The organism is Pseudomonas sp. MPR-R2A5, assembly GCF_058793055.1.
This window is the reverse complement of the sequence record NZ_JBXAFK010000078.1, coordinates 1-25,262: the sequence shown is the minus strand read 5'-3', so window position 1 is coordinate 25,262 and position 25,262 is coordinate 1. Positions and strand designations below refer to the sequence as shown.

Below are 25,262 nucleotides of genomic sequence, written 5' to 3'. Positions count from 1 at the left end.
TGAACTGCGTGGTGTACTTGCTCATGAAAACGCCCCAGAAATTGGATGGGTGTCCAACTTCTGGGGCGCACTTCACACCGCCATCGGGGGCAAGCCCCCTCCCACATTTGGGTTACGTTACTTTTTAAGACCGAGTTTCTTCAGCTCTTCATCGCGCAACTCACGACGCAGGATCTTGCCCACGTTGGTGGTCGGCAACGCATCGCGGAACTCCACGGCCTTGGGCACCTTGTAGCCGGTGACATTGGCGCGCATGTGCTCCATCACCTGGTCCTTGGTCAGGGTCGCCCCCGGCTTCACCACGATGAAGATCTTGATGTGCTCCCCGGATTTTTCGTCCGGCACGCCGATGGCCGCGCATTGCAGCACGCCCGGCAGGGTCGCCAGCACGTCTTCGAGTTCATTGGGGTAGACGTTGAAACCGGAGACCAGAATCATGTCCTTCTTGCGGTCGACAATGCGCATGTAGCCGTCCGGCTGGATGATCGCGATGTCACCGGTCTTCAGCCAGCCTTCGCTGTCGAGAATCTCTGCGGTGGCGTCTTCGCGCTGCCAGTAGCCCTTCATCACCTGCGGGCCCTTGACGCACAGTTCGCCGACTTCACCGAGGGCCAACTCGACGCCGTCATCGGTGATGACTTTGCACAGGGTCGACGGCACCGGAATGCCGATAGTGCCAATCTGGATGTTCTGGATCGGGTTGACCGTCGCCACCGGGCTGGTCTCGGTCATGCCGTAGCCTTCGCAGATGTTGCAGCCGGTCACGGCCTTCCAACGCTCGGCCGCCGCCAGCTGCAGGGCCATGCCACCCGACAGGGTGACTTTCAGTGCAGAGAAGTCCAGCTTGCGGAAACCTTCGTTGTTGCACAGCGCCACGAACAACGTGTTCAAGCCGACAAAGCCGCTGAACTTCCACTTCGACAGTTCCTTGACCATCGCCGGCAGGTCGCGCGGGTTGCTGATCAGGATGTTGTGATTGCCGATCAGCATCATCGCCATGCAATGAAAGGTGAACGCGTAGATGTGGTACAGCGGCAGCGGGGTGATGAGAATCTCGCACCCTTCATTGAGGTTCGACCCCATCAGCGCCTTGCACTGCAGCATGTTGGCCACCAGGTTGCGGTGGGTAAGCATCGCGCCCTTGGCCACGCCGGTGGTACCGCCAGTGTATTGCAGCACGGCCACATCGCTGCTGGCCGGGCTGGCATCGTTGACCGGCTGGCCGTGGCCCTTGGCGAGCACCTCGTTGAACTTGATCGCCTTGGGCAAGTGATAGGCCGGGACCATTTTCTTCACGTACTTGATGACGCTGTTGATCAGCAGGCGCTTGAACGGCGACAACAGGTCGGCAACCTCGGTGACGATCACATGCTTGACGGCGGTCTTGGGCACGACCTTTTCCGCCAGGTGAGCCATATTGGCCAGGCACACCAGGGCCTTGGCGCCGGAATCGTTGAATTGGTGTTCCATTTCCCGCGCGGTGTACAGCGGGTTGGTGTTGACCACGATCAGGCCGGCACGGATAGCGCCGAATACGGCGACCGGGTATTGCAGGACGTTGGGCAGTTGCACGGCGATACGATCGCCGGGCTTCAAGTCGGTATGCTGTTGCAGGTACGCGGCGAACGCGCCGGACAATTCGTACAATTCACCGTAGGTGATTGTCTTGCCCAGGTTGCTGAAAGCCGGTTTGTTGGCGAAGCGCTGGCAGGACTGTTTCAGTACCGCCTGAATATTTGGATACTCGTCTGGATTGATGTCTGCAGCAATCCCGGCGGGGTACTTATCCTTCCAAAAGTCTACGTTCATGGAAGCCCACTCCTCAGCGACGCGAATTCATCATCGCATTTGATGCGATTATTATTGGTGTATGTTTTTTTAGGTGAGTCTGGCGCGTTCAAGCAGGCCGAGAGGTCACAAAGCGCGCCGAGAGTAGCAGCTTTGCCAAGGGCCGACTAGATCCAAAAGAGGGCCCTACAGTCATAATCATGACTGTCCTACAATATTTGGTCACACTCTAAACAAGGGTGAAATCACCCAGCAAAAGGCTCTGGAATAGGCCCTTCAAGGCGATAAACAGCAATGTGGGAGGGGGCTTGCCCCCGATAGCAATGGTTCAGCCAACACATTTGGTGACTGATACATCGCCATCGGGGCAAGCCCCCTCCCACATTGTCGAGCCCAATTCCAATCAGGCGATATCGCGCAACTCACGCCGCAAAATCTTGCCCACCGGTGTCATCGGCAACGACTCGCGCAGCACAATATGCTTGGGCACCTTGTACCCCGTGAAGTTGGTCTTGCAGTAGCTCTTCAACTCTTCAAGGCTCACGCCCTCGGCCCGCGCCACCACGAACAGTTTCACCGCCTCCCCCGTGCGATCGTCCGGCACGCCGATCACCGCGCAGTTGGCCACCGCCGGGTGGGCCATCACCACGTCTTCGATTTCGTTCGGATACACGTTGAAACCCGAGACAATGATCAGGTCCTTCTTGCGATCCACAATGCGGATGAAACCATCGGCGTCGATCACCGCAATGTCGCCGGTCTTGAGCCAACCCTCGGCGTCCAGGGTCTCGGCGGTGGCGACCGGTTGCTGCCAGTAGCCCTTCATCACTTGCGGACCTTTGATACATAGCTCGCCGCGCTCGCCCAGGGGCAACTCGACGCCCTCTTCATCAATCACCTTCATCGCCGTGGCCGGCACCGGGATACCTACGGTGCCCAGACGAGACCGCTTGCCATAGGGGTTGGTACTGGCAACGGGGGAGGTTTCAGTCAGGCCATAGCCCTCGCCGATTGTACAGCCCGTGATCTGCTGCCAGCGTTCGGCCGTGGCCTTGATCAGCGCGGTACCGCCGGAGTTGGTGAGCTTGAGGTGGGAGAAATCCAGGCTCTTGAAGTCCGGATGGTCCATCAGTGCCACGAACAGCGTGTTGAGCCCCAGCAACCCGGTAAAGCGCCAGTTCTTCAGCTCCTTGATAAAGCCGCCGATGTCGCGCGGGTTGGTGATCAGCACGTTGTGGTTGCCGGAGACCATCATGCACATGCAATTCGCGGTGAACGCATAGATGTGGTACAGCGGCAGCGGAGCGATCATCACCTCCTGCCCTTCCTTGATCAGCGGATGGCCATCTTCGCCAATCTGCGACATGCACGCGCGCACCTGCTGCATATTGGCCACCAGGTTGCCATGGGTGAGCATCGCGCCCTTGGCCAGGCCGGTGGTGCCGCCGGTGTATTGCAGCACGGCGATATCGTCGAGGCTCACCGGATGGCGGATCAGACCCTGCCCCGCGCCCATGCGCAACGCGCGCTTGAACGACACCGCACGCGGCAGGTGATAGGCCGGCACCATCTTCTTCACTTTGTCGACCACGGTGTTGACCAACCAGCCCTTGGCGGCGGGCATGAAGTCGCCCATCCTGGCTTCGATCAGGTAGTCGATCTCGGTATCAGTGCAGACCTCCTGCACCCGCGCCCCGAACAGGTTGAGGTAGACCAGGGCACGAATGCCGGCGTCCTTGAACTGGTGGCGCATCTCGCGCGGGGTGTACAACGGGTTGGTGTTGACAACAATCAGCCCGGCGCGCAGCGCACCGAACACCGCAACCGGGTAGTGCAGCACGTTGGGCATCTGCACCGCGATGCGATCGCCGGGCTTGAGGTCTGTGTGCTGTTGCAGGTAGCCGGCGAACGCCGCGCTCTGGCGTTCAAGTTCGGCGTAGGTCAGCGTGATCCCCATGTTGCTGAACGCCGGACGGTCGGCAAAAGCCTTGCAGGAACGCTCGAAGACTTCGATCACCGACTTGTAGCTGGTGAGGTCGATGTCATTGGGGACACCCGCCGCGCGTTTGTCATTCCAGAAATCAGGTTGCATTATTCTTGTCCTCTTACCTGAGTGTGTCCGGCCGCTGCAGCTATAAAAGCGTGCTGCTATAGAAAGCGGAGCTTTGGGGACGTTAGCAGTAATGGCCAAACAGGCAAATACAGAACTGAGCTTCATTAATTGCGTGAATCTTCCTACAAGGGCTTGCACAGATCAGCCGCAACCCTCGGGATGAGCTATACACTGCAACGACCCTGAGCAAAGGAACCGCCATGAACCACACCACCTTCTGGCTGACCGCGAATGACCGCAGCCGCCTGTACGTCAACCAGTGGCTGCCCGACGGCACGCCCAAGGCCCTGGTGATGCTGTCCCATGGCATGGCCGAGCACAGTGGTCGCTACGCGCGCCTGGCCCAGGCCTTGTGCGGCGCCGGCTACGGCCTGTATGCGCTGGACCAGCGCGGCCATGGCCGCACCGCTGACGAAGGTACGCTAGGGTTGTTCGCCGAGCAGGACGGCTGGAACAAGGTGGTGGGTGACCTGGCCAGTCTCAATCAGCATATCGGCCAGCAGCAGCCGGGCCTTCCGATCATTTTGCTGGGGCACAGCATGGGCAGCTACATCGCCCAGGCCTACCTGCTGCACCACAGCGCCAGCCTGGACGGTGCGATCCTCAGCGGTTCGAATTTCCAGCCGGTGGCGCTGTATCGCGCAGCGCGAATCATCGCCCGCGCCGAACGCCTGCGCCAGGGCCCGCGCGGGCGCAGTGCATTGATTGAATTCCTGTCATTCGGATCGTTCAACAAGGCGTTCAAACCCAATCGCACCGGTTTCGACTGGCTCAGTCGCGACCCGGTTGAGGTCGACAAGTACATCCATGACCCGCTCTGTGGTTTCCGCTGCACCAACCAACTGTGGATCGACCTGCTGGGTGGCTTGCAGCAAATCAGCAAAGCGTCCAATCTCGCGCAGATCGATCCCGGCCTGCCGATCCTGGTGATGGGCGGCGAATGTGATCCGGTGAGTGAAGGCAAGCGTCTCAAAAGCCTGGCCAACGCATTGCGCGAGGCCGGCTGCCGGAACCTGCAACTGACTATCTACCCACAGGCGCGTCACGAAGTGTTCAACGAAACCAATCGCGACGAAGTCACAGCGGATGTGCTGACGTGGCTCGACCAGGCCTTGAGTTTGCGCAGGCCAGCCCGCTGCGAATAATTTTTCCTTTAAAATCATCCGTTTAAATTATCGATTAGCCACAGGATGCACCTTTAGATGACCCAGGTAACCAACACCCCGTACGAAGCCCTCGAAGTTGGCCAGACCGCCAGCTACAGCAAGACCGTCGAAGAGCGCGACATCCAACTGTTCGCCGCGATGTCGGGCGACCACAACCCGGTGCACCTGGATGCCGAATACGCCAAGGCGACCATGTTCAAGGAGCGTATCGCTCACGGCATGTTCAGCGGAGCGCTGATCAGTGCGGCGGTGGCCTGCGAGCTGCCTGGGCCGGGCACGATCTATATCGGCCAGCAGATGACCTTCCAGAAGCCGGTGAAAATCGGCGATACCCTGACCGTGCGTCTGGAAATCCTCGAGAAGCTGCCTAAGTTCCGCGTACGCATTGCCACCCGCGTGTTCAACCAGCGTGATGAGCTGGTGGTGGATGGCGAAGCCGAAATCCTCGCACCGCGCAAGCAGCAGGTAGTCACCTTGACCGAACTGCCGCCGATCAGCATCGGCTGATAGCCATTTCAGAGTCAGCACAACGCAAATGTGGGAGAGGGCTTGCTCCCGATAGTGGAGGATCAGTCATTGAAATATCGACTGATCTTCCGCTATCGGGAGCAAGCCCCCTCCCACAATTGTTACAGCGCAGGGCTTACGACTGAGCGCGAGCCTGGTTACGCAGGGCTTTCACCTGGTCGTGGTTACGTTGCACGCCGTGGAACTGACGTTCAACCAAGTCACGAATGCCCAGCAGATTGTGCTTGGTGATCTTCTCGATAGCTTCTTTGTAAGCCTTCAGTGCGTGGTCTTCACCGCGCTCGGCTTCGTTCAGCACAGCCTCTTCATCTTTACCGGTCACCATCGACTTCACGTCGACCCAGCCACGGTGCAGGGCACCGGCTACGCTACCGGAATCTTCTGGGTCACCGCCCAGGGCACGCACGGCCGTCTTCAGTTCGGCGGCGGCAGTGGCGCAGTCAGCGGAGCGCTTGGCAAACAGAGCCTTGAGTTCTGGGTGCTTGATATCTTCAGCGCATTCCTTGAAGCCTTTCTGGCCGTCGATGCTGGTCTCGATCAGGTCGTTGAGTACGGAGATGGATTCTTTGTTGATGTCGGTCATTTTTCAATTCCTTAGGCAGGTGAAGAAGGGTTGCCTTAATGATTGCAGCGCCCGTGCCAGTTTTTTAGAAAATACTTTTATGTTTATTTTCAACAACTTAAAAATATTTGAACCATCTGTATGTACGTTATTTGCATGATCTGTCATTTGGCCTTCATGCAGAATGCCTGTATTTTCCAAGGTCTCGACGCAAACGCCTGAGCCTTCATGAATCCCGAAAAACTCGAACTGCTGATCACCCGCGAAATGCCCTTCGGCAAGTACAAGGGACGCATCATCGCGGACCTGCCTGGCCCTTACCTGAACTGGTTTGCCCGTGAAGGTTTCCCCCACGGCGAACTCGGCGGCCTGCTGGCCCTGATGCAGGAGATCGACCACAACGGCTTGTCCGAACTGCTGGAACCGCTGCGCGCCAAACACGGCAAACCCGCCCCTCGTCATTAGGAACCTATGCCATGCCATGGAATGCAGATAACGAAACCCACTGGCTGGCCATCGCCCAGCGCTATGCCCTGGAGCCAGGCCCGATCAACCTGGAAAACGGCTACTTCGGGCGCATGAGCCACGCGGTGCAAGCGCAGTACCTGGAGCACGTGGCGTTTATCAACCGCAGTAACGCGGTGCATGTGCGCCAGCGTTTCGAGCAGGGCGAGAACGAGACGATCCGCCGCCAACTGGCCGAGCTGATCGATGCCGACCCCGAAGCCGTCACATTCACCCGCAATGCCACCGAAGCGTTGCAGTCGTTGATCCGCAACTACAACCGCCTGCAACCGGGCGATCAGGTGCTGATCAGCGATCTGGAGTACGACACAGTGAAAGGCGCCATGCGCTGGCTGGCCGGCTACAGAGGGGTGGAGGTGATCGAAATGTCCCACGCTCATCCGGCCAGTTTCGACAGCTTGGTGCAGACCTATCGTGATGCGTTCGAGCGCTACCCGCGCCTCAAGCTGATGGCGCTGACCCACGTGACCCATCGCACCGGCCTGGTGATGCCTGTCGAGGCCATCGCCAGGGCTGCACGTGAGCATGACATCGACGTGATCCTCGACGGCGCTCATGCACTGGGCCAGATCGAGTTCAACCTCGCCGAGCTGGGCATTCAGTTCGCCGGCTTCAACCTGCACAAATGGATCGGCGCGCCGCTGACCCTGGGGTTTCTCTATATCGCCCCCGAACGCCTGGCTGACATAGATCCGGACATGGGCGAGTTCCACTACCCCGCCACCGACGTTCGTGCACGTACGTCGTACAGCACGCCAAACTTTCCGGCACTGATGACCTTGCCCCTGGTGTTTGAAGAGCATCGCGCAATGGGCGGCGCGAAAGCCAAGGGCGCCCGGGTCAATTACCTGAGGGACTTGTGGGTGAGCCGGGTACGGCCGTTGCCGGGCATCGAGGTACTGACGCCGGACGATCCACGGCTGTATTGCGGGATTACGGCATTCAAGTTCATTGGCCGGGATCAGCAGGTAATGGCGGACCGGTTGCTCAAGGACTTCAACCTGTTTACCACCACGCGTGTCGGAGCGTCGTTCGGTACCTGCATTCGGGTGACGCCAGGGTTGCTGACGTCAGCGGCGGACATCGATGTGCTGGTCAACGCCATTACCGAGCTAAGCAGCGATTAAACGTGGGAGAGGGCTCAGTTTTTTGCAGGCAAAAAAAAGCGGTACACCGACCAAGTGCACCGCAAAAATGCCGTCAAGCACAGCAACAACGATTCGGTAAATCAGATCAGTCCAGCAGCGCCAGCGCCTCGGCGGTGACTTCCTGGATACGCGCCCAGTCGCCGTTCTTGACCCACTCCGGGTCAAGCATCCAGCTACCGCCCACGCACATCACGTTTTTCAACGCCATGTAGCTCTTGATGTTGGCCGGGCCGACCCCGCCGGTCGGGCAGAATTTCACTTCGCCGAACGGGCCGCCCAGGGCCTTGATGGCCGCTACACCGCCACTGACTTCGGCCGGGAACAGCTTGAAGCGACGATAGCCCAGGCCATAGCCTTCCATGATGCCCGAGGCATTGCTAATGCCGGGCAGCAGCGGAATCGGGCTGTGCACCGAGGCTTCCAGCAGGTCGCGGGTAATGCCAGGGGTGACGATAAATTGCGAGCCTGCCACTTCGGCCGCTTCAAGCATGTGGCGGTCGAGTACGGTGCCGGCGCCGGTGCACAGCTCAGGGCGCTGCTCGCGCAGGACCTGAATGGCCTTGAGGCCGAACTCCGAACGCAGGGTCACTTCCAATGCGGTCAAACCACCGGCGGCCAGGGCATCGGCCAGGGGCAGGATGTCCTGTTCGCGGGCAATGGTAATCACGGGCAGGATCCGCGCCTTGGCGCAGAGGCTGTCGATCAGGGCAACTTTATCCGCCATGGACACGGTCGGTTGAGGGCTTTTCATAGCGGCTGATCCTTGGCTCATGGGCACCAGTAAATCTCTAAAGTAGGTTGCAAAAACGCGCGAATCGGCATGGCAGCAACGTCGTCACTGGCCAGCGCGGCGCTCAAGGTGGTCAATTTCGAACTGCCGGAGATCGACAGCACGGTGTAGTTGGCCGTGGCCAGCAGCGCGCGACTCATGGTCAGGCGCTGGTGCGGCACGGTCGGCGCCAGCATCGGCCAGCAACGGCGGGTACCGTCGGCCTGCAGGGCTTCGCTCAGGTTCGGGCTGTTGGGAAACAGCGATGCGGTGTGGCCGTCATCACCCATGCCCAATACCAGCACATCAATGGCTGGCAGTTCGGCCAGCAGGCGATCGGCCTGCCGGGCAGCGTCTTCAAGGTTGGCGGCGGCGCTGTACAGGCTGAGGAACTTGGCCTTGGCTGCCGGGCCTTGCAACAGGTGCTGCTTCAACAAACCGGCATTGCTGTCGGCATGTTCCACCGGCACCCAACGCTCGTCGGCCAGGGTGATGGTGACCTTGGACCAGTCCAGGCCCTGCTTGGCCAGGTTCTGGAAAAACGCCACGGGGCTACGGCCACCGGACACCACCAGGGTCGCTTCGCCACGGGCACTGATGGCCGCGCGCAGTTGTTCGGCCACGTCATTGGCCAGGCCGTCCGCCAGCAGCGCGGGCGTACGGTACTCATGGGCAGTGACGCCCTGAGGCAGTTTCAATTCAGATATCGCCATACCATGACCTCCCATCCCGCGTGATCAGTGCAATCGAGCTCATCGGCCCCCAGGACCCCGCCGCGTACGGCTTGGGCGCATCGCCGGATTTCTTCCACCCGGCGATCAACTGGTCACACCACTTCCACGCGGCTTCGATTTCATCTTTGCGAACAAACAGGTTCTGATTGCCGCGCATCACTTCCAGTAACAACCGCTCGTAGGCATCCGGAATACGGGCGCTGCGGTAAGTGTCGGAAAAATTCAGTTGCAGCGGACCGCTGCGCAGTTGCATGCCCTTGTCCAGGCCTTGCTCCTTGGTCATCACCCGCAAGGAGATCCCTTCGTCCGGTTGCAGGCGAATGATCAGCTTGTTGCTGATCTGCAGGCGCTGCTCAGGGGCGAAGATATAGTGGGACGGTTCCTTGAAGTGGATCACGATCTGCGACAGCTTTTGCGGCATGCGCTTGCCGGTACGCAGGTAGAACGGCACCCCGGCCCACCGCCAGTTACGGATATCGGCGCGCAGGGCAACGAAGGTCTCGGTGTCGCTCTGGGTGTTGGAGTTCTCTTCTTCCAGGTAACCCGGCACCGGCTTGCCAGCGCTGTAGCCAGCGATGTACTGGCCGCGGACCACCTGGGTAGTCAGGCCATCCGGGCTGATCGGTGCCAGCGCCTTGAGCACCTTGACCTTCTCGTCGCGGATACTGTCGGCGGACAGGTCGGCGGGCGGGTCCATGGCAATCAGGCACAGCAGCTGCAACAGGTGGTTCTGGATCATGTCGCGCAGTTGGCCGGCCTTGTCGAAGTAACCCCAACGGCCTTCGATCCCGACCTGCTCGGCCACGGTGATTTCCACGTGGGAAATGTAGTTCTGGTTCCACTGGGTTTCGAACAGGCTGTTGGCGAAACGCAGGGCGATCAGGTTCTGGACAGTTTCCTTGCCCAGGTAGTGATCGATACGGTAGGTGCGGTTTTCCGGGAAAAACTGCGCCACGGCGTCGTTGACCTTACGCGAGGATTCCAGGTCCGAACCGATGGGTTTTTCCAGCACCACCCGGGTATTTTCCGCCAGGCCGACCTTGGACAGGTTCTCGCAAATCGCGCCGTACACTGCAGCCGGCGTGGCAAAGTAGGCAATCAGGCGTTGCTCGGTGCCGGCGATTTCAGCCAGGGCCACGTAATCGTCGGCTTTCATGAAGTCGACGTGAACATAGGTCAACCGCGCGAGGAAACGCTGGGCGACGCTCTCGTCCAGTTCCTTGCCGACGTACTTGCGCAGTTCTTTTTCGATATGGGCCAGGTGCTGTTGCTCGGAACCGGCTTCACGGGCCAGGGCCAGGATGCGCGTGTTGTCGTGCAGCAGCCCGGCGCCATCGAGTTGATAGAGGGCAGGAAATAACTTGCGCAGCGCCAGATCACCCAAGGCGCCAAACAGGGCAAAGGTGCAGGGTTCTACGGTTATCGAAGGCATGATGTTTGTTCTTTTATCAAGTTAAGCTACAAATACCTTTTTTCAAGGCATCACTCAAGGAAAAATGTAGTAATAACCACAACATTTTCCCGAAATACGCATTCCGAGTGGTGGTGTTCAGCTACCCTCAGTAGGATAGGCCACCGCAAAGGGCTACTCGTCGATGAGTTGCCGCCCTTTATTTGCATCGTCGCCCGAAGGAAAGACTGAATGGACCGCGTGCGAAATCTTCTGGAACAGATCCGGAACCGCCTCGAAGAACTGAACAAGGCTGAGAAAAAAGTCGCCGAGGTCATCCTGCTCAACCCGCAGCAGGCGACCCGCTTCTCGATCGCAGCCCTCGCCCAAGCCGCCTCGGTCAGTGAACCGACGGTCAACCGTTTCTGCCGTTCGTTCGGCGTCAGCGGTTACCCTGAACTTAAATTGCAGTTGGCGCAAAGCCTGGCCAGTGGCGCAGCGTACGTCAGCCGCGCCGTGGAGGCCGATGATAACCCTGAGGCCTATACACAGAAGATCTTTGGCAGCGCGATTGCCTCGCTGGACGCCGCCTGCCAGGCCCTGGACCCGGCCTTGATCAGCAAGGCCGTGGATTTGCTGATCCAGGCCCGGCAGATCCACTTCTTCGGCCTCGGCGCGTCGGCGCCGGTGGCGATGGATGCGCTGCACAAGTTCTTCCGCTTCAACCTGGCGGTGACCGCCCATGCCGACGTGCTGATGCAGCGCATGATCGCGTCAGTGGCGCATACGGGCGAGCTGTTTGTGATCATCTCCTACACCGGGCGCACCCGCGAATTGGTGGAAGTGGCGCGCATCGCCCGGGGAAATGGCGCGTCGGTGCTGGGTGTGACCGCCGAAAACTCGCCGCTGGCCAAGGCCAGTACGGTAAGCCTGAACATTCCGCTGCCGGAAGACACCGACATCTATATGCCGATGACCTCGCGGATCATCCAATTGACGGTACTGGATGTGCTGGCGACCGGCATGACCTTGCGCCGTGGCGTGGATTTCCAGCCGCATTTGCGCAAGATCAAAGAGAGCTTGAACGACAGCCGGTATCCGGTGGGGGATGAATTCAACTAGGCCTGCCTTTGTGTTGGCTGTACTGGCCTTATCGGGGGCAAGCCCCCTCCCACAATTGACCGGGTTTCAACAGGGGAATGCAGTCGAATGTGGGAGGGGGCTTGCCCCCGATAAGGCCACCCGCAACACCGTTAAACGCCAGCCCTGGCCTGCAAACTCAAATGCGCCCTCTCCCCCGGCGCCAGGCTCGCCCCGGCCATCGCCGACTCCACACAGACAAACCCCGACGCCTCGTTGAAACTGACGCCCAATAGCGGCCGGCTGCCGGGATGCCATACGACGGTGTCGGCGCTGTCACCGGTGTCGATGCACAACTCGCGCTGCCAGGCGTGATCCTTGAGGTGCAATTCGCCCTCATGCTGGAACACCCGCTGGCACCCGCCATCGACCCGTAGTTCACCTTCCTGCTGGCAAACCTGGCGGTTGAGCTGGTCATAGCCTTGGGCCCCATCGAGTCCAGACAGCGCTATCTCACCGACGTTGCCGATACGCCAATAGGCATGCAACGCATGGCTCAGTTGGCACGGCAGTTCGTCCTGGTGCTCGGTGCTGAGGCGCAGTTCCAGGGCCTCGCCCAGGTGCGCATGCAGGTCGACCTGCCAGTCGCATAACTGCAACTGCCAATGCAGGCGTACGCCGTCGTCGTCGCTGGCGCTGTCGAGCAGCTTCCAGTCGATCAGCCGCGCCCAGCCATGGGAGGGCCAGGCGTTCTCGCTCGGGTGGCGTCCATACCACGGCCAGCACACGGGCACACCACCACGGATGGCGCCGACCTGCGGCCACTTGGCCGCGCACCACAGCCAGGGTTTCTGGCCGCGGGGTTGGAAATGCAGCAATTGCGCGCCCTGACGACTGAACACCGCCTGACACAGGGGATGGTCGATCACCAACACATCGCGCATCTGGAAGCGTTCCCAGGCAAACACCGGACGCTCGCGCAGGGATTTGAAAAAGCGTTGCAACGGATGCTCATGCATGTGCCACGGTCCTGAATATCGTCACAGTGCCACCCAAAAAAAAGCGGATAGCCATGGCTACCCGCAAAATGCGCACAGAGAGAAGGAGCTTATCGCAACAGCGTTAGAACGTAGACTGAATTTTCAGGCCAGCCACCAGCGCGTTGTCGACTTTATCCACGCCGCCCGGTTGGACAACGTATTGCAGGTTGGGACGCACGGTCAGCCAGTTGGTGACGTGGAAGCCGTAGTTGATTTCGAAGTTGTACTCGGTTTCGCGAATAGGCGTGTACAGCGGATTGTCGTAATCACTCACACCATTGGCGACGTTAAGCAGTTCGGCGTTTTTCTTCACGTCATTGTTGACGTGCAGACGCGCAGCGCCAATGCCGACGTCATCTTTTGGACGCGCGTCGAATGGGCCTTTGTACACCAGCATCAACGACTGGTAGTTATCGACGAGGTTGGTTTCCTTGTCGTGGAAGGTCGCGTTGGCTGCGATGTTCAAGCCACGGGAAGCGTCGCCGTTATGGGTGGTGAGTTGCTGTTGGGCAACGAACCAGTAGCCTTTCTTGCTGCTGCGGGTACGGAAGGCGGCGCCAGTGGTAGCAGCGTCGTTGCCGTTGACGTCTTCACGTACGTCCGCGGCATCGGCGGCGCTCTTGTAGTAACCCACACGGTATTCGCCCGGCAGGTTGTTAACCTTCGGCGACCAGACCAATTCCACCGGAATCACGGTACCTTTGGTGCCGCTGCCGCTGAGCTTGAAGCCGTTGCCGTGCTCCAGTTGCGATGGGTTCTGGTTGTAGGCACCGATTTGCGCATACAGCTCCGGCGTGATGTTGTACTTCACGCGGATCGCGGCCTGGGCAACCGGCCAGTTGTACCAGGTATTTACATAGTTACCCACTTGCGAGCCGCAGAACGACAGGTTCTGGAAGTCGCATGGGAAGGTGTTGAAGTCTTCGCCTTCACCGAAGTAACCGAGCTTCACGTCCAACTTGTTGTCGAACATCTGGTGCTGGATCCAGAACTGGGTCAGACGCACCATGTGGCCGCGACCGTAGACTTCCATCGACGAACTCAGCGTGCCGGCACGCGGGTCGCCAATGCGGTCGTTGGAGATGTTCTGGCCATTACGGTTAGTCAGCTGGATCTTGGCCTGGGTGTTATCCCAGCCCCACAGCTTTTGCAGGTCCAGCGCTACGCCCAGACCGAACTGGTCGGAGTAACGGCCGGTTTTGTCGTCGTTATAGCCGCCGTGCAGGTTGGCGCCCATTTCCCCTACGTAGTCAGCCTTGATGTCGATACCTTGCTCGATCAGCTTGGTACGCTCACCGCCCCAATCGCCGGTCATCCACTTGGAATCGGCGCTGAATGCATCGGCCGCCATCGCATTGGCGGACAGTACAAGGGCTGCTGCTGCTGACAGTTGGCAGATCAGCCGAGTGTTGTTGTGTTGCTTTTTCATCCCTACATCCTCGTCTTTATTGTTATTAAACTGTTTTTATCTAACGCGGGTTACTTTTTTTTCATCTAAAACAACAACTTATCTACTTCAGCGACCTTTGAATTGGGCCACATTGTCCGCATGCCCCTGTGCGGGCAATGAAGAAGCAGTGCCGAGGCGCTCGCCAGTGTTGGCGTCGAACAGCAATACCTTGGATGGATCGAATTGCAGTGTCAGGGTCTCGCCCACCTGCGGCGCCACATCAGGCGCCAAACGGCAGCAGACCTTGGTGTCATTGAGCTGCACAAACACCAGTGTGTCCGGCCCGGTCGGCTCGGTGACCTGGACCTCGGCACGAATGCTCGATGAACCATTGCCCTCACCCGCTGCCAACACGATCTGCTCCGGGCGCAGGCCCAGAATCACATCACGGTCTTCCAGACCGGCGTCGTTCATACCCAGCGGCAATTCGCAACGCGCCTGGCCGCTGTCGAGCAGCGCCACCAGCCCCCCGTCCTTGCGTTTTAGGCGCATAGGAACGAAGTTCATTGGTGGTGAACCGATAAAGCTTGCCACAAATAGGTTAGCAGGGTCGTTGTAAATTTCTTTCGGCGTGCCAAATTGTTGGATGATGCCGTCCTTCATCACCGCCACTTTATCGCCCAGGGTCATCGCTTCGATCTGATCGTGGGTGACGTAGACCGTGGTGGTTTTCAGGCGCTGGTGCATCAGCTTCATTTCGGTGCGCATCTCGACGCGTAGCTTGGCGTCGAGGTTGGACAGCGGTTCGTCGAACAGGTAGATCTTCGGGCGACGCGCCAGGGCACGGCCCATGGCCACCCGCTGTTGCTGGCCGCCGGACAATTGGCCCGGCTTGCGGTTGAGCAGGTGCTCGATCTGCAGCAGCTTGGCCACACGGGCCACTTCAGCGTCGATGTCGGACTGGGCCATCTTGCGAATCTTCAGGCCGAACTCGATGTTCTCGCGCACGCTCATGGTCGGGTACAGCGCGTAAGACTGGAACACCATGGCGATGTCGCGATCCTTGGGGCTCATGCCGCTGACATCCTGGTCACCGATCATGATTGCGCCGCCGGTGATGGTCTCCAGGCCCGCGATGCAGTTCATCAGCGTGGATTTACCGCAGCCCGAGGGACCGACCAGGATCAGGAATTCGCCTTCCTTGATCGACAGTTCGATGTTCTTCAAGGTGTCGGGCAGGCCGGCGCCATAGGTCTTGTTTACATTGCGAAGTTCAAGCGTAGCCATGATTACCCCTTGACCGCGCCGGCCGTGAGGCCGCGCACGAAATACTTGCCTGCGATCACATAGACCAGCAGGGTCGGCAGCCCGGCGATCATCGCCGCCGCCATATCCACGTTATATTCCTTGGCCCCGGTGCTGGTGTTGACCAGGTTGTTCAGCGCCACCGTGATGGGCTGGGAGTCGCCGCTGGAGAACACCACGCCGAACAGGAAGTCGTTCCAGATCTGGGTGAACTGCCAGATCAGGCAGACCATGATGATCGGGGTCGACATCGGCAGGATGATCAGCCGGAAGATGGTGAAGAATCCTGCACCGTCCAGTCGCGCCGCCTTTATCAGCGCATCGGGAATGCTGACGTAGTAGTTACGGAAGAACAGCGTGGTGAACGCCAGGCCGTAGACCACGTGCACAAACACCAGGCCGGTGGTGGTGCTGGCCAGCCCCATCTTGCCGAGGGTGAACGAGGCCGGCAGCAAAACGGTCTGGAACGGCAGAAAGCAGCCGAACAACAGCAAACCGAAGAACAACTGTGAACCACGGAAGCGCCAAAACGACAGCACATAGCCGTTCAACGCGCCGATGGCGGTAGAAATCAACACGGCCGGCACGGTGATCTTGATCGAGTTCCAGAAGTAACCGTCGACGGTGGCCCAGGCCTTGACCCAGCCGATGCCGGTGACCACGGTTGGCCAGCTCAGCAGGTTGCCGGTACTGATGTCTTCCGGGGTCTTGAAGCTGGTGAGCAGCATCACCACCAGCGGTACCAGGTACAGCAGAACCGCGAGGATCAGCACCGCATAGATCGCGATGCGACTCAGGCTGATGGCAGGTTTGGAGGCGAGACTAGTCATGACGCTTGGTCCTCAGCTCGGAATACAGGTACGGCACGATGATCGCGAGGATCGCACCGAGCATCAGGATTGCACTGGCCGAGCCCATGCCCATCTGGCCACGACTGAAGGTGAACGAGTACATGAACATCGCTGGCAGGTCGGAGGAGTAACCCGGGCCGCCAGCAGTCATCGCTGCCACCAGGTCGAAACTCTTGATTGCAATGTGCGCCAGGATCATCACCGCACTGAAGAACACCGGACGCAGGCTTGGCAGCACCACGCTCCAGTAGATGCGCGGCATGCTCGCGCCATCGATCTGCGCGGCACGGATGATCGACTGGTCCACGCCACGCAGGCCGGCCAGGAACATCGCCATGATAAAGCCAGAGGCTTGCCACACTGCGGCGATCACCAGGCAGTAGACCACGCGATCCGGGTCGATCAGCCAGTCGAGACGGAAGCCTTCCCAGCCCCAGTCACGCAGGAGTTTGTCCAGGCCCATGCCTGGGTTGAGCAGCCATTTCCACGCCGTACCGGTGACGATCATCGAGAGCGCCATCGGGTACAGGTAAATGGTGCGGATAAAGCCTTCGCGACGAATTTTCTGGTCGAGGAAAATCGCCAGTGTCACGCCGATCACCAAGGTGATACCGATAAACATCCCGCCGAAAAGGGCCAGGTTCTTGCTCGCGACCCACCAGCGATCGTTGTCGAACAACCGCTCGTATTGCGCAAGGCCCGCCCATTTGTAGCTCGGCAGGAACGTAGACGTCGTGAACGACAGTACAAACGTCCACAGGATGTAGCCGTAGAAGCCCACCAACACGATGAACATGCTGGGCGCCAGCACCAGTTTGGGGAGCCAGCGCTGCAGTGCATCGAACGGCGAGGCTTTGCTGAACACAGCAACAGAACTCATGGGGAAATCCAATACAGGAAAAAAGGACTACAGGAACAGGCCTTGTGAGGGGTCAGGGGCCCCCCTCACAAGGTCAACCGTTACTTGGCAGACTTGATCGCAGCGCCGAGTTTCTTGGCGGTGTCGGCCGGGTCGGCTTTCGGGTCGTTGATGTAGTTGGTCACGACATCAAAGAACGCACCTTGCACGGCCAGGGTGGTGGCCATGTTGTGCGCCATGCTTGGCTGCAGGCCGCCGGTCTTGGCGTCGGCCAGGAAGTCCTTGGCCGCGGTCTGGGCGCAGGAGTCGAAGCCGAGCTTGTCCATTTCATTGAGCATGTCGGTACGAACCGGGATCGAACCCTTGTTGATGCTGAACACCTTCTGGAAGTTTTCACCCAGCACGACCTTGGCGATGTCCTGCTGGCCAGCGGCAGTGCCTTTGTCTTTCTGCTTGAACACCGCCAGGGAGTCGATGTTGTAGGTGAAGGCCTTGTCGGTACCTGGGAAGGCTACGCACTCGTAATCCTTGCCGGCGACTTTCTTGGCAGCGGTCCATTCGGACTTGGCCCAGTCACCCATGATCTGCATACCGGCCTTGCCGTTGATGACCTTGCCGGCTTCAAGGTTCCAGTCCTGGCCTTTGCCATCGACGTCCATATAGGTCGCGACTTTCTTCAGCTCGGTCAGGGCCTTGACCATCTGTGGACCGGTCAGCGCGCCGTTATCCAGGTCGACCAGGGCTTTCTTGTAGCCATCGGCCCCCATCACCGACAAGACGACGGCTTCGAACACGGTGCTGTCCTGCCAAGGCTGGCCACCGTGGGCGAGCGGGATGAAGCCCGCGGCCTTGAGCTTGTCGCCGGCTGCGTAGAATTCTTCGAGGGTGGTCGGGTTCTTGGTGATACCGGCTTTCTTGAAGACGGCCGGGTTGATCCACAGCCAGTTCACGCGGTGGATGTTGACCGGTACGGCGACGTAGTCACCGTCGAACTTCACGGTATCGGAGACTTTCTTGTCGAGCAGGGAGTCCCACTTTTCTTCTTTGGCGACGTCTTTGAGCACGTCGGTATCGAGCAGGCCAGTAGACGCCCATTCCTGGATGTCCGGGCCTTTGATCTGGGCAACACCTGGCGGGTTGCCAGCCACCGCGCGGCTTTTCAGCACAGTCATGGCTGTGGCGCCACCGCCACCGGCAACGGCGCCGTCTTTCCAGGTGAAACCATCTTTCTCAACTTGGGCCTTCAGGACATCTACGGCCGCTTTCTCACCACCGGAGGTCCACCAATGCACAACTTCAACCGTCCCTTTCGAGTCGGCGGCAAAAGCACTGAGGGGAAACAACGAGGCGACGGAAATAGCGATGGCGAGGCGATTAATCGCGTTCATCTGAGTACCTTTTTTTTGTTGTTATGCATGCAAGTCTGGAGCTTGCGCTGCACGGAGTTTAAACAGGGATGTTGCAAGCGCAGGTAACAAAGGGATGCACAAATGTCACCATCTGGTGACATAGCACCCCTCTGCCAAGGCGCTGGCCATGCTTGGGGACAAGGGCAGTGCAGGCAGCACTACCGCTTGCCAGGCGTGATACAGGTCCGGTTTGCCACCCCATATCCGACTGCTGGGCTGGTTATGCGGGCTGAGTTCGTGGTGCCAACTACCATGGGCTCGATCAATAAAATGGGTGTCACAAAACTCCCAGAAGCACCGGTACCAGGTTTCATACTGCAACTCGCCGGTGCGCTTGAGCAAAGCCTGGGCGGCGGCGCTGGCTTCGGCGTGGGTCCAGTGCAGGCGCTCGCGCACTACCGGGCGGTGGTTCCAATCCAGGGTGTAGACGATGCCGGGGGCACCATCCACCGCCCATGCAGACTCGCAGGCACTGGCGAACAGGCCTTTGGCGGCGGTCAACAGCCAGCCCGGCGTGGCCAGGCCGGCTTGCAGGCGTGCGGCTTCCAGGTGCAACACCAGGCGAGCCCATTCGAAACCGTGGCCAGGGGTGATGCCGTAGGGGCGGAATCCGTCAGCGGGGTTGTCTTCGTTGTAGTCGAGCAAGGGTTGCCACTGGGCGTCGAAATGCTCGATCACCATGAATTGGTTGCCGGCGGCGTGGGTCTGGATCACACGCTCGACGATACGCAAAGCACGGTCCAGCCAGCGGGTATCGGCGGTGACATCAGCCAGGGCGAGAAACGCTTCGGTGGCGTGCATGTTGCTGTTGGCGCCGCGATAGGCTTCGACGCTGCTCCAGTCCCGGGCAAAGGATTCGAGCATCACGCCCTCCTCCTCGCTCCAGAAGAACTGGTCGATGATAGAGACGGCATCGTTCAGCAAGGTTTGCGCACCGGGTGCACCCACCGCCACCGCCGAGCTCGCGGCCAGGGCGACAAAGGCGTGCAGGTACGCGGCCTTACCGGTGTTGCCATCCAAGGCGCGAGGGGCGGCGAACCAGCCACCATGTTCGCTATCGCGCAGCGGGCCACTGAGCGCGGCGACCCCATGTGCGACCAGCTCGGCATAGCCCGGTACGCCCATGGCGTGGGCCATGGCGAAGCTGTGGGTCATGCGAGCGGTGTTCATGGTTTCGGCCTGGGCATTGGCTGGCAACTGGCCTTGATCGTCCAGGTTGCCAAAGCCTTCAGGCAAGCGGGCGGCCTTGGCGAATGACAGCAGGCGCTGGCCTTCGTTGGCGAGCCAGGCGTGATGGGCAGGTGCGTTCAGCCAACTGCTGGCAGGCAGTGGTTGCGTGGTCATGGGTAGCCCTTTTTATTTTTTATGGGATGGGCCCGAGTCTAAACAAGGGCGGGACGAGGGCAAGTAACGAAGGGGATGGGAAATGTCACCGGATGGTGACATTCACACCACTGAGTTGGCTCTGGGGAGCGGGCTTGCCCTAATGCCGTTCAGTTAAGCGTACATCGCCTTCTGTAGGAGCGAGCTTGCTCGCGAAAAACGTCAACGATAACGCGTGTTTCCTGAATGAACGCGGCGCCTGTGAGCTTTTCGCGAGCAAGCTCGCTCCTACAAAAAAGCCTTAACTGAACGGCATTAGGGCAAGCCCGCTCGCCACACGCAAGCCCTCGCCACAGGCACACTCAGGAGCGAGTGTTACTGGATGAGTGGCGTGACAGCCGCCGGCGCATTGAGGCGCTGATTCAGGTTTTGCACCTGGCTCTGTAAGGTCGTGATATTGCGGGTGGTCTGGATGCGGAACACGTCGAATTCTTTGTTGGTCGGCGCATCGCTATTGGCTGACTGGTTGTCCTGGGCGCTCTTGAGGACCATGACGTCCTGTTCCAGCCGGGCGACGGCGGCGCTTGGGTTACCCTGCTTCTTCAAGGCCGCCACGTCGGCGGCCAGCTCCCTGATCTCGGTATCACGCTTGCCGGCATCGACCTGCGCCGCCTTGAGGGTCGCCACGGCATCGGTCAGGGCCTGCACCTGGCCTTGCAGCTTGGCGTTGGCGGTCGACAGGTCGGTGGTGCTGGCGGTCATTTGCGCCAGGCGCTTGTCCAACTCGGTGGCCTGGCCGGCCACGCCCACTTGCTGCTTGCTCTGCTCCAGCAACTGGGTTTCCAACTGCTTGATCTGCAGTTTCAGCGCTTCGCTGCCGTTGTTCACGCTGGCCTCGCTGGCCACCACCTTGCCGGAAATATCCTGCAGGCGCCCCGCCGCTTCTTCACTGATGCGCGCAAAGCTTTCCTGGGTGGCGACCAATTGCTGGCCCATCAGGGAAATCTGCTGGAAGCTCCACCAGGCCAGGCCGGCAAAGGCGATCAGCAGCGCACCGACCAGCGCCCACAATGGCCCGGTGCTGGCGCTCTTGACCTTGACCACGGGGGTACTGCGCGAGCGCACGGACGTGGCGGGAGTCGGCACGAAATCATCGTCATCCCCGATGTCGGCCCGCAGGCTGGGAACATTGTCAAAATCGTCATTAGCATCGTTACGCATGAATCAACCTTGAATCGGTGAGGGAGCTACCTGGAACGCCGAGCGACGGGAGTATAAACCGCAGTCCCGCTGCACTGATCGACCCGGAACCCGGAATTCGGTTCCCGATGTGTTGCTGGTTATGAGCTTACTTCAAGCCAGGGTCCTGGGCTTTCCACCAACTGCAGAACTCGTCGAGGGCCGCCCACAGGCTGACCTTGGGCTCGTAGTCCAGATAATGCCTGGCCCGGCTGATGTCGAGGGTGAAATTTTTGTTCATCACCTGCATGCCCAGGCGCGACAACGCCGGCTCGGGGCGCCCGGGCCACATCGCACAAAACGCCTCGTTCAACGCCGCTACGCTGTAGGACAAGCCATACGACCGGTAACGGGTAACCTGAGGCATCCCCATCTGGCGCATCACGTAGTTCACCACATCCCACACCGGCACCGGCGTACCGTTGCTGATGTTATAGGCCTTGCCCAGCGCCGAACCGGTGGCGAGCAAGCCGCTGAGCAGCGCTTCGTTGAGGTTGTGCACGCTGGTGAAGTCGACCTTGTTCAGGCCGTCGCCGACGATGGCCAGGCGGTTCTTGCGCTGCATTCTCAGCAGGCGCGGGAAGATGCTCATGTCGCCGGCGCCGGTGACAAAACGCGGGCGCAGGGCCAGCACTTCGAGGCCGAACTCCTGGGCGCCGAACACCTTCTGCTCGGCGAGGTACTTGGTGGCGGCGTAGGGGTGCTTGAAACGCTTGGGCACCTGCTCTTCGGTCAGCCCGAGGTGATCGCGCCCGTCGAAGTAGATCGACGGCGACGACAGGTGCACCAGACGCCTGACCCGTTGCTTGAGGCAGGCTTCGACCACGTTTTCGGTCACCAGCACATTGCCTTGATGGAAATCCTGATAACGCCCCCACAACCCGACAGCGCCGGCGCAATGCACCACGGCTTCGACATCGCGGCACAGGTCGCGCACCAGGTCGGCGTCATTCAAATCACCCTGGATAAACTCGGCGCCGCGCCGTACCAGGTGTTCCACACCTTCGGCGCGCCGCCCGTTGACCCGCACGTCCAGGCCCTGCTCCAGGGCGAAACGCGCAAAGCGCCCGCCGATGAAGCCGCTTGCGCCGGTGACCAGAATTTTCATGTATTACCCCGTGTTCTTTCGTTTTTCATCGCTGCTGCCTTGACGCCTGCCATCACTCCAACGGCACCAACCATTGACCACAGGCCTGAGCCAGATGGTCGGTCAATAAGCCCAGCAGTTGCCCGCCACTGCGCCAATGATGCCAGTACAACGGTACATCGATGGGCTTATCTGGCAATAACTCGAGCAACACGCCCTTTTGCAACTGGTCGCGCACCTGCAACTCCGGCACCAGGCCCCAGCCGAGCCCGGCTTCAGTCAAGCGAATGAAGCCTTCGGATGATGGGCATAAATGATGTTCAAAACCGCCTTCTACCCCAAGGGAGGCCAGGTAACGGTGTTGCAGGAAATCATCAGGGCCGAACACCAAGGCGGGCGTGCGCGCCAGTTCATCGGCACGCACGCCTGCCGGGAAATGCCGGGCAATAAAGGCCGGGCTGGCCAACGCCCGATAGCGCATGGCCCCCAGCAACAGGCTGCGTGCACCGGCCACCGGGCGTTCGCTGGCACAAATGCAAGCCGCCACTTCGCCGGCGCGCATGCGTTTGAGGCCAACGGTCTGGTCTTCCACCACCAGGTCCAACAACAAATGCTGCTCGGCGCAAAACTCGCTGACGGCCTCGGCCCACCAAGTGGCGAGGCTGTCGGCATTCAGGGCGATACGCAGGCGCTCGGGCATGCCCTCTTCGTCCAGTGCCGGCACCTGGCTTTGCAGGTCACGCTCCAGCAACCGCACCTGCTGCACATGGTTGAGCAGGCGCCGGCCGATATCGGTGGGTGTCGGCGGCGTAACCCGCACCAGCACCGGCTGGCCGACCCGCGCTTCCAGCAATTTGATGCGCTGAGAGATTGCCGACTGCGACAGCCCCAGCACCTGTGCGCCGCGTTCGAACCCGGCCTGTTCCACCACCGCCGCCAGGGCGGAGAGCAATTTATAGTCGAACATCAGTTTCTCTAATGAGCGATCAGCAATATTGGTTTTTCTTATACAGCTCGCCCCATGAGAATAGCCAGCATTGCTTCTCTCTTTAAAAGGAACCTCACATGGCTGGCGAAACCGCCCTGGCGACCCTGCTGCGCAGCATGAGCCCGCAGTTGAACACGGGTGAGTATGTGTTCTGCACCCTGCCCGACCACCGTATCCCTGCGGGTTGCGAGGTGATCGGCAGCTTTCGCGAACCGCAAGGCCTGACGCTGATCCTGGAACGCCAGCAAGCCGAACTGGCCGGGCTGCCCTTCGACTATGTGGCGGCCTGGATCACCTTGAATGTGCATTCGGCCCTGGAGGCGGTGGGCCTGACCGCCGCCTTCGCCGGCGCGTTGGGCAAGGCCGGCATCAGTTGCAACGTGATTGCCGGGTATTACCACGATCACCTGTTTGTCGGCCATGCGGATGCCGAACGCGCCATGGACGTACTACGGCATTTGGCGGCGAACGCGGAGTAAACCCTATGTGGCAAAGCTATCTGAATGGCCTGTTGGTGGCCCTGGGCCTGATCATGGCGATCGGCACGCAAAACGCATTTGTATTGGCGCAGAGCCTGCGCCGTGAACATCACCTGCCAGTGGCGTCATTGTGTGTGGTGTGCGACGCGATTCTGGTCGCCGCCGGGGTTTTCGGCCTGGCGACGGTGTTGGCGCAGAACCCGCTGTTGCTGGCAATTGCCCGCTGGGGCGGGGCGGCGTTCCTGCTGTGGTACGGCACCCTGGCGTTGCGCCGGGCGTTTTCCAGACAAAGCCTGGAGCAAGGCGGCAACCTCAAGGTGCGTTCATTGCGCGCGGTCATGCTCAGTGCCCTGGCGGTGACGCTGCTCAATCCCCATGTATACCTGGACACGGTGTTGCTGATTGGCTCGCTCGGCGCGCAGCAGACCGAACCCGGCGCCTACGTCGCCGGCGCAGCCAGCGCTTCGTTCCTGTGGTTCGCCACGCTGGCACTCGGCGCGGCCTGGTTGGCACCCTGGCTGGCACGCCCGGCAACATGGCGCCTGCTGGACCTGCTGGTGGCCGCGATGATGTTCAGCGTCGCTTATCAATTGATTGCTGCATGACGAATATTCCAAAACGCTCTGGAACCTCTATCCCACACAGTTGTTGCGTGGTTTTGCCGTACCCCCGGTGCTATGATCCGGACCCTGCGCCGCAAAGAGTACAAACTCCCCGGCGCTTGTTTGGCCGCCCGTGATCGGCCTTGCGCTCACCGCAACTGACCTGATTAGGAGAATCATCATGGCTTTCGAATTGCCGCCGCTGCCCTACGCACACGATGCCCTGCAGCCGCACATCTCCAAGGAAACCTTGGAATATCACCACGACAAGCACCACAACACCTATGTCGTGAACCTGAACAACCTGGTGCCTGGCACCGAGTTCGAAGGCAAGACCCTGGAAGAGATCGTCAAATCCTCTTCGGGCGGTATCTTCAACAACGCCGCTCAGGTCTGGAACCACACCTTTTACTGGAACTGCCTGGCGCCAAACGCCGGTGGCCAACCGACCGGCGCACTGGCTGAAGCGATCAACGCTTCGTTCGGTTCGTTCGACAAGTTCAAGGAAGAGTTCACCAAGACGTCCGTCGGCACCTTCGGTTCCGGTTGGGGCTGGCTGGTGAAAAAGGCTGACGGTTCCCTGGCCCTGGCCAGCACCATCGGCGCCGGCAACCCGCTGACCAGCGGCGACACCCCGCTGCTGACCTGCGACGTCTGGGAACACGCTTACTACATCGACTACCGCAACGCCCGTCCAAAGTATGTGGAAGCGTTCTGGAACCTGGTCAACTGGAAGTTCGTGGCTGAGCAGTTCGAAGGCAAGACCTTCACTGCCTAAGCAACCCTTGCAGTAGAAAGAGCCCGGCAATTGCCGGGCTAATGAGATGGTCACCCCCACACCCTGCGAGGGCTACGCTTTCGCAGGGTGTTTTGTTTTTGGAGGCCAT

General features: G+C 60.0%; 24 protein-coding genes. 8 read left to right on the top strand and 16 right to left on the bottom strand.

Annotated features, from left to right (window positions below):
- Positions 1–117 precede the first annotated feature (117 nt).
- Together fadD1 and fadD2 are read right to left on the bottom strand one after the other, a co-directional pair.
- A complete protein-coding gene (gene fadD1, locus AC1Q6I_RS33230; RefSeq protein ID WP_024077076.1) occupies positions 118–1,809 on the bottom strand; it encodes a long-chain-fatty-acid--CoA ligase FadD1 in 1,692 nt (563 codons plus the stop codon).
- A 382-nt stretch (positions 1,810–2,191) separates the two neighbouring features.
- The gene (gene fadD2, locus AC1Q6I_RS33225) at positions 2,192–3,880 is read right to left on the bottom strand and encodes a long-chain-fatty-acid--CoA ligase FadD2 (RefSeq protein WP_102625433.1); all 1,689 of its coding nucleotides are present in this window, start codon (positions 3,878–3,880) and stop codon (positions 2,192–2,194) included.
- 221 nt (positions 3,881–4,101) lie between these two features.
- Here fadD2 and AC1Q6I_RS33220 point away from each other — a divergent pair, with 221 nt between their 5' ends.
- Together AC1Q6I_RS33220 and AC1Q6I_RS33215 are read left to right on the top strand one after the other, a co-directional pair.
- Positions 4,102–5,046 (top strand): alpha/beta hydrolase, encoded by a 945-nt coding sequence (locus AC1Q6I_RS33220; protein WP_102625434.1) that lies wholly within the window; start codon positions 4,102–4,104, stop codon positions 5,044–5,046.
- Positions 5,047–5,103: 57 nt separating this feature from the next.
- On the top strand, positions 5,104–5,574 hold the full coding sequence (locus AC1Q6I_RS33215; RefSeq protein WP_024077080.1) for a MaoC family dehydratase: 471 nt from the start codon (positions 5,104–5,106) through the stop codon (positions 5,572–5,574).
- A gap of 136 nt (positions 5,575–5,710) precedes the next feature.
- Here the strand turns inward: AC1Q6I_RS33215 and AC1Q6I_RS33210 are convergent, their stop codons facing one another.
- Positions 5,711–6,178 carry a ferritin-like domain-containing protein gene (locus tag AC1Q6I_RS33210; protein ID WP_102625435.1) on the bottom strand — a complete coding sequence of 156 codons (468 nt, stop codon included), beginning with the start codon at positions 6,176–6,178 and terminating at the stop codon, positions 5,711–5,713.
- Between the two features lie 207 nt (positions 6,179–6,385).
- Here AC1Q6I_RS33210 and AC1Q6I_RS33205 point away from each other — a divergent pair, with 207 nt between their 5' ends.
- On the top strand, positions 6,386–6,622 hold the full coding sequence (locus tag AC1Q6I_RS33205; RefSeq protein ID WP_003213031.1) for a DUF3820 family protein: 237 nt from the start codon (positions 6,386–6,388) through the stop codon (positions 6,620–6,622).
- Positions 6,623–6,633: 11 nt separating this feature from the next.
- On the top strand, positions 6,634–7,809 hold the full coding sequence (locus tag AC1Q6I_RS33200; protein ID WP_102625436.1) for an aminotransferase class V-fold PLP-dependent enzyme: 1,176 nt from the start codon (positions 6,634–6,636) through the stop codon (positions 7,807–7,809).
- A 106-nt stretch (positions 7,810–7,915) separates the two neighbouring features.
- Here AC1Q6I_RS33200 and AC1Q6I_RS33195 read toward each other — a convergent pair whose 3' ends face one another.
- The 3 genes from AC1Q6I_RS33195 to zwf are packed head-to-tail and all read right to left on the bottom strand — an operon-like array spanning position 7,916 to position 10,765.
- Positions 7,916–8,581 carry a bifunctional 4-hydroxy-2-oxoglutarate aldolase/2-dehydro-3-deoxy-phosphogluconate aldolase gene (locus AC1Q6I_RS33195; RefSeq protein WP_069076884.1) on the bottom strand — a complete coding sequence of 222 codons (666 nt, stop codon included), beginning with the start codon at positions 8,579–8,581 and terminating at the stop codon, positions 7,916–7,918.
- A gap of 17 nt (positions 8,582–8,598) precedes the next feature.
- Positions 8,599–9,312 (bottom strand): 6-phosphogluconolactonase, encoded by a 714-nt coding sequence (gene pgl / locus AC1Q6I_RS33190; protein WP_102625437.1) that lies wholly within the window; start codon positions 9,310–9,312, stop codon positions 8,599–8,601.
- Complete coding sequence (zwf, locus tag AC1Q6I_RS33185) at positions 9,299–10,765, bottom strand: glucose-6-phosphate dehydrogenase (RefSeq protein ID WP_024077084.1); 1,467 nt, start codon at positions 10,763–10,765, stop codon at positions 9,299–9,301. Before zwf ends, pgl begins: the two co-directional genes overlap by 14 nt.
- A 219-nt stretch (positions 10,766–10,984) precedes the next feature.
- On the opposite strand from zwf, the gene AC1Q6I_RS33180 reads away from it, so the two are divergent.
- Positions 10,985–11,845 (top strand): MurR/RpiR family transcriptional regulator, encoded by an 861-nt coding sequence (locus tag AC1Q6I_RS33180; protein WP_172831385.1) that lies wholly within the window; start codon positions 10,985–10,987, stop codon positions 11,843–11,845.
- Positions 11,846–11,976: 131 nt separating this feature from the next.
- On the opposite strand, the gene AC1Q6I_RS33175 is transcribed toward AC1Q6I_RS33180, so the two are convergent.
- The 10 genes from AC1Q6I_RS33175 to AC1Q6I_RS33130 all read right to left on the bottom strand — a co-directional run bounded on the left by AC1Q6I_RS33175 (position 11,977) and on the right by AC1Q6I_RS33130 (position 23,273).
- Positions 11,977–12,822, bottom strand: a complete 846-nt coding sequence (locus tag AC1Q6I_RS33175) for a D-hexose-6-phosphate mutarotase (protein WP_024077086.1) — start codon at positions 12,820–12,822, stop codon at positions 11,977–11,979.
- Positions 12,823–12,925: 103 nt separating this feature from the next.
- Positions 12,926–14,272 (bottom strand): carbohydrate porin, encoded by a 1,347-nt coding sequence (locus tag AC1Q6I_RS33170; RefSeq protein ID WP_024077087.1) that lies wholly within the window; start codon positions 14,270–14,272, stop codon positions 12,926–12,928.
- Positions 14,273–14,359: 87 nt separating this feature from the next.
- Positions 14,360–15,520, bottom strand: a complete 1,161-nt coding sequence (locus tag AC1Q6I_RS33165; protein ID WP_024077088.1) for an ABC transporter ATP-binding protein — start codon at positions 15,518–15,520, stop codon at positions 14,360–14,362.
- Between the two features lie 2 nt (positions 15,521–15,522).
- Positions 15,523–16,368: a carbohydrate ABC transporter permease gene (locus tag AC1Q6I_RS33160; RefSeq protein ID WP_024077089.1), complete on the bottom strand. Its 846-nt coding sequence runs from the start codon at positions 16,366–16,368 to the stop codon at positions 15,523–15,525.
- The gene (locus AC1Q6I_RS33155; protein WP_024077090.1) at positions 16,361–17,269 is read right to left on the bottom strand and encodes a carbohydrate ABC transporter permease; all 909 of its coding nucleotides are present in this window, start codon (positions 17,267–17,269) and stop codon (positions 16,361–16,363) included. Before AC1Q6I_RS33155 ends, AC1Q6I_RS33160 begins: the two co-directional genes overlap by 8 nt.
- 80 nt (positions 17,270–17,349) lie before the next feature.
- Complete coding sequence (locus tag AC1Q6I_RS33150; RefSeq protein WP_024077091.1) at positions 17,350–18,636, bottom strand: ABC transporter substrate-binding protein; 1,287 nt, start codon at positions 18,634–18,636, stop codon at positions 17,350–17,352.
- Between the two features lie 105 nt (positions 18,637–18,741).
- Entirely contained in the window at positions 18,742–20,001 is a 1,260-nt protein-coding gene (locus AC1Q6I_RS33145; RefSeq protein WP_024077092.1) for a D-mannose isomerase, read from the bottom strand.
- A 354-nt stretch (positions 20,002–20,355) separates the two neighbouring features.
- Positions 20,356–21,201, bottom strand: coding sequence for an ATPase (locus tag AC1Q6I_RS33140; protein WP_069076946.1), 846 nt, complete (start codon positions 21,199–21,201; stop codon positions 20,356–20,358).
- Between the two features lie 127 nt (positions 21,202–21,328).
- Positions 21,329–22,327 (bottom strand): NAD-dependent epimerase/dehydratase family protein, encoded by a 999-nt coding sequence (locus AC1Q6I_RS33135; RefSeq protein ID WP_069076945.1) that lies wholly within the window; start codon positions 22,325–22,327, stop codon positions 21,329–21,331.
- A 52-nt stretch (positions 22,328–22,379) separates the two neighbouring features.
- The gene (locus AC1Q6I_RS33130; RefSeq protein WP_024077095.1) at positions 22,380–23,273 is read right to left on the bottom strand and encodes a LysR family transcriptional regulator ArgP; all 894 of its coding nucleotides are present in this window, start codon (positions 23,271–23,273) and stop codon (positions 22,380–22,382) included.
- A gap of 98 nt (positions 23,274–23,371) precedes the next feature.
- On the opposite strand from AC1Q6I_RS33130, the gene AC1Q6I_RS33125 reads away from it, so the two are divergent.
- From AC1Q6I_RS33125 to sodB, 3 genes are all read left to right on the top strand, one after another.
- The gene (locus AC1Q6I_RS33125) at positions 23,372–23,773 is read left to right on the top strand and encodes an ACT domain-containing protein (RefSeq protein WP_024077096.1); all 402 of its coding nucleotides are present in this window, start codon (positions 23,372–23,374) and stop codon (positions 23,771–23,773) included.
- Between the two features lie 5 nt (positions 23,774–23,778).
- A complete protein-coding gene (locus AC1Q6I_RS33120; protein ID WP_102625757.1) occupies positions 23,779–24,378 on the top strand; it encodes a LysE/ArgO family amino acid transporter in 600 nt (199 codons plus the stop codon).
- A gap of 178 nt (positions 24,379–24,556) precedes the next feature.
- Positions 24,557–25,153: a superoxide dismutase [Fe] gene (gene sodB / locus AC1Q6I_RS33115; protein WP_024077098.1), complete on the top strand. Its 597-nt coding sequence runs from the start codon at positions 24,557–24,559 to the stop codon at positions 25,151–25,153.
- Positions 25,154–25,262: the final 109 nt, after the last annotated feature.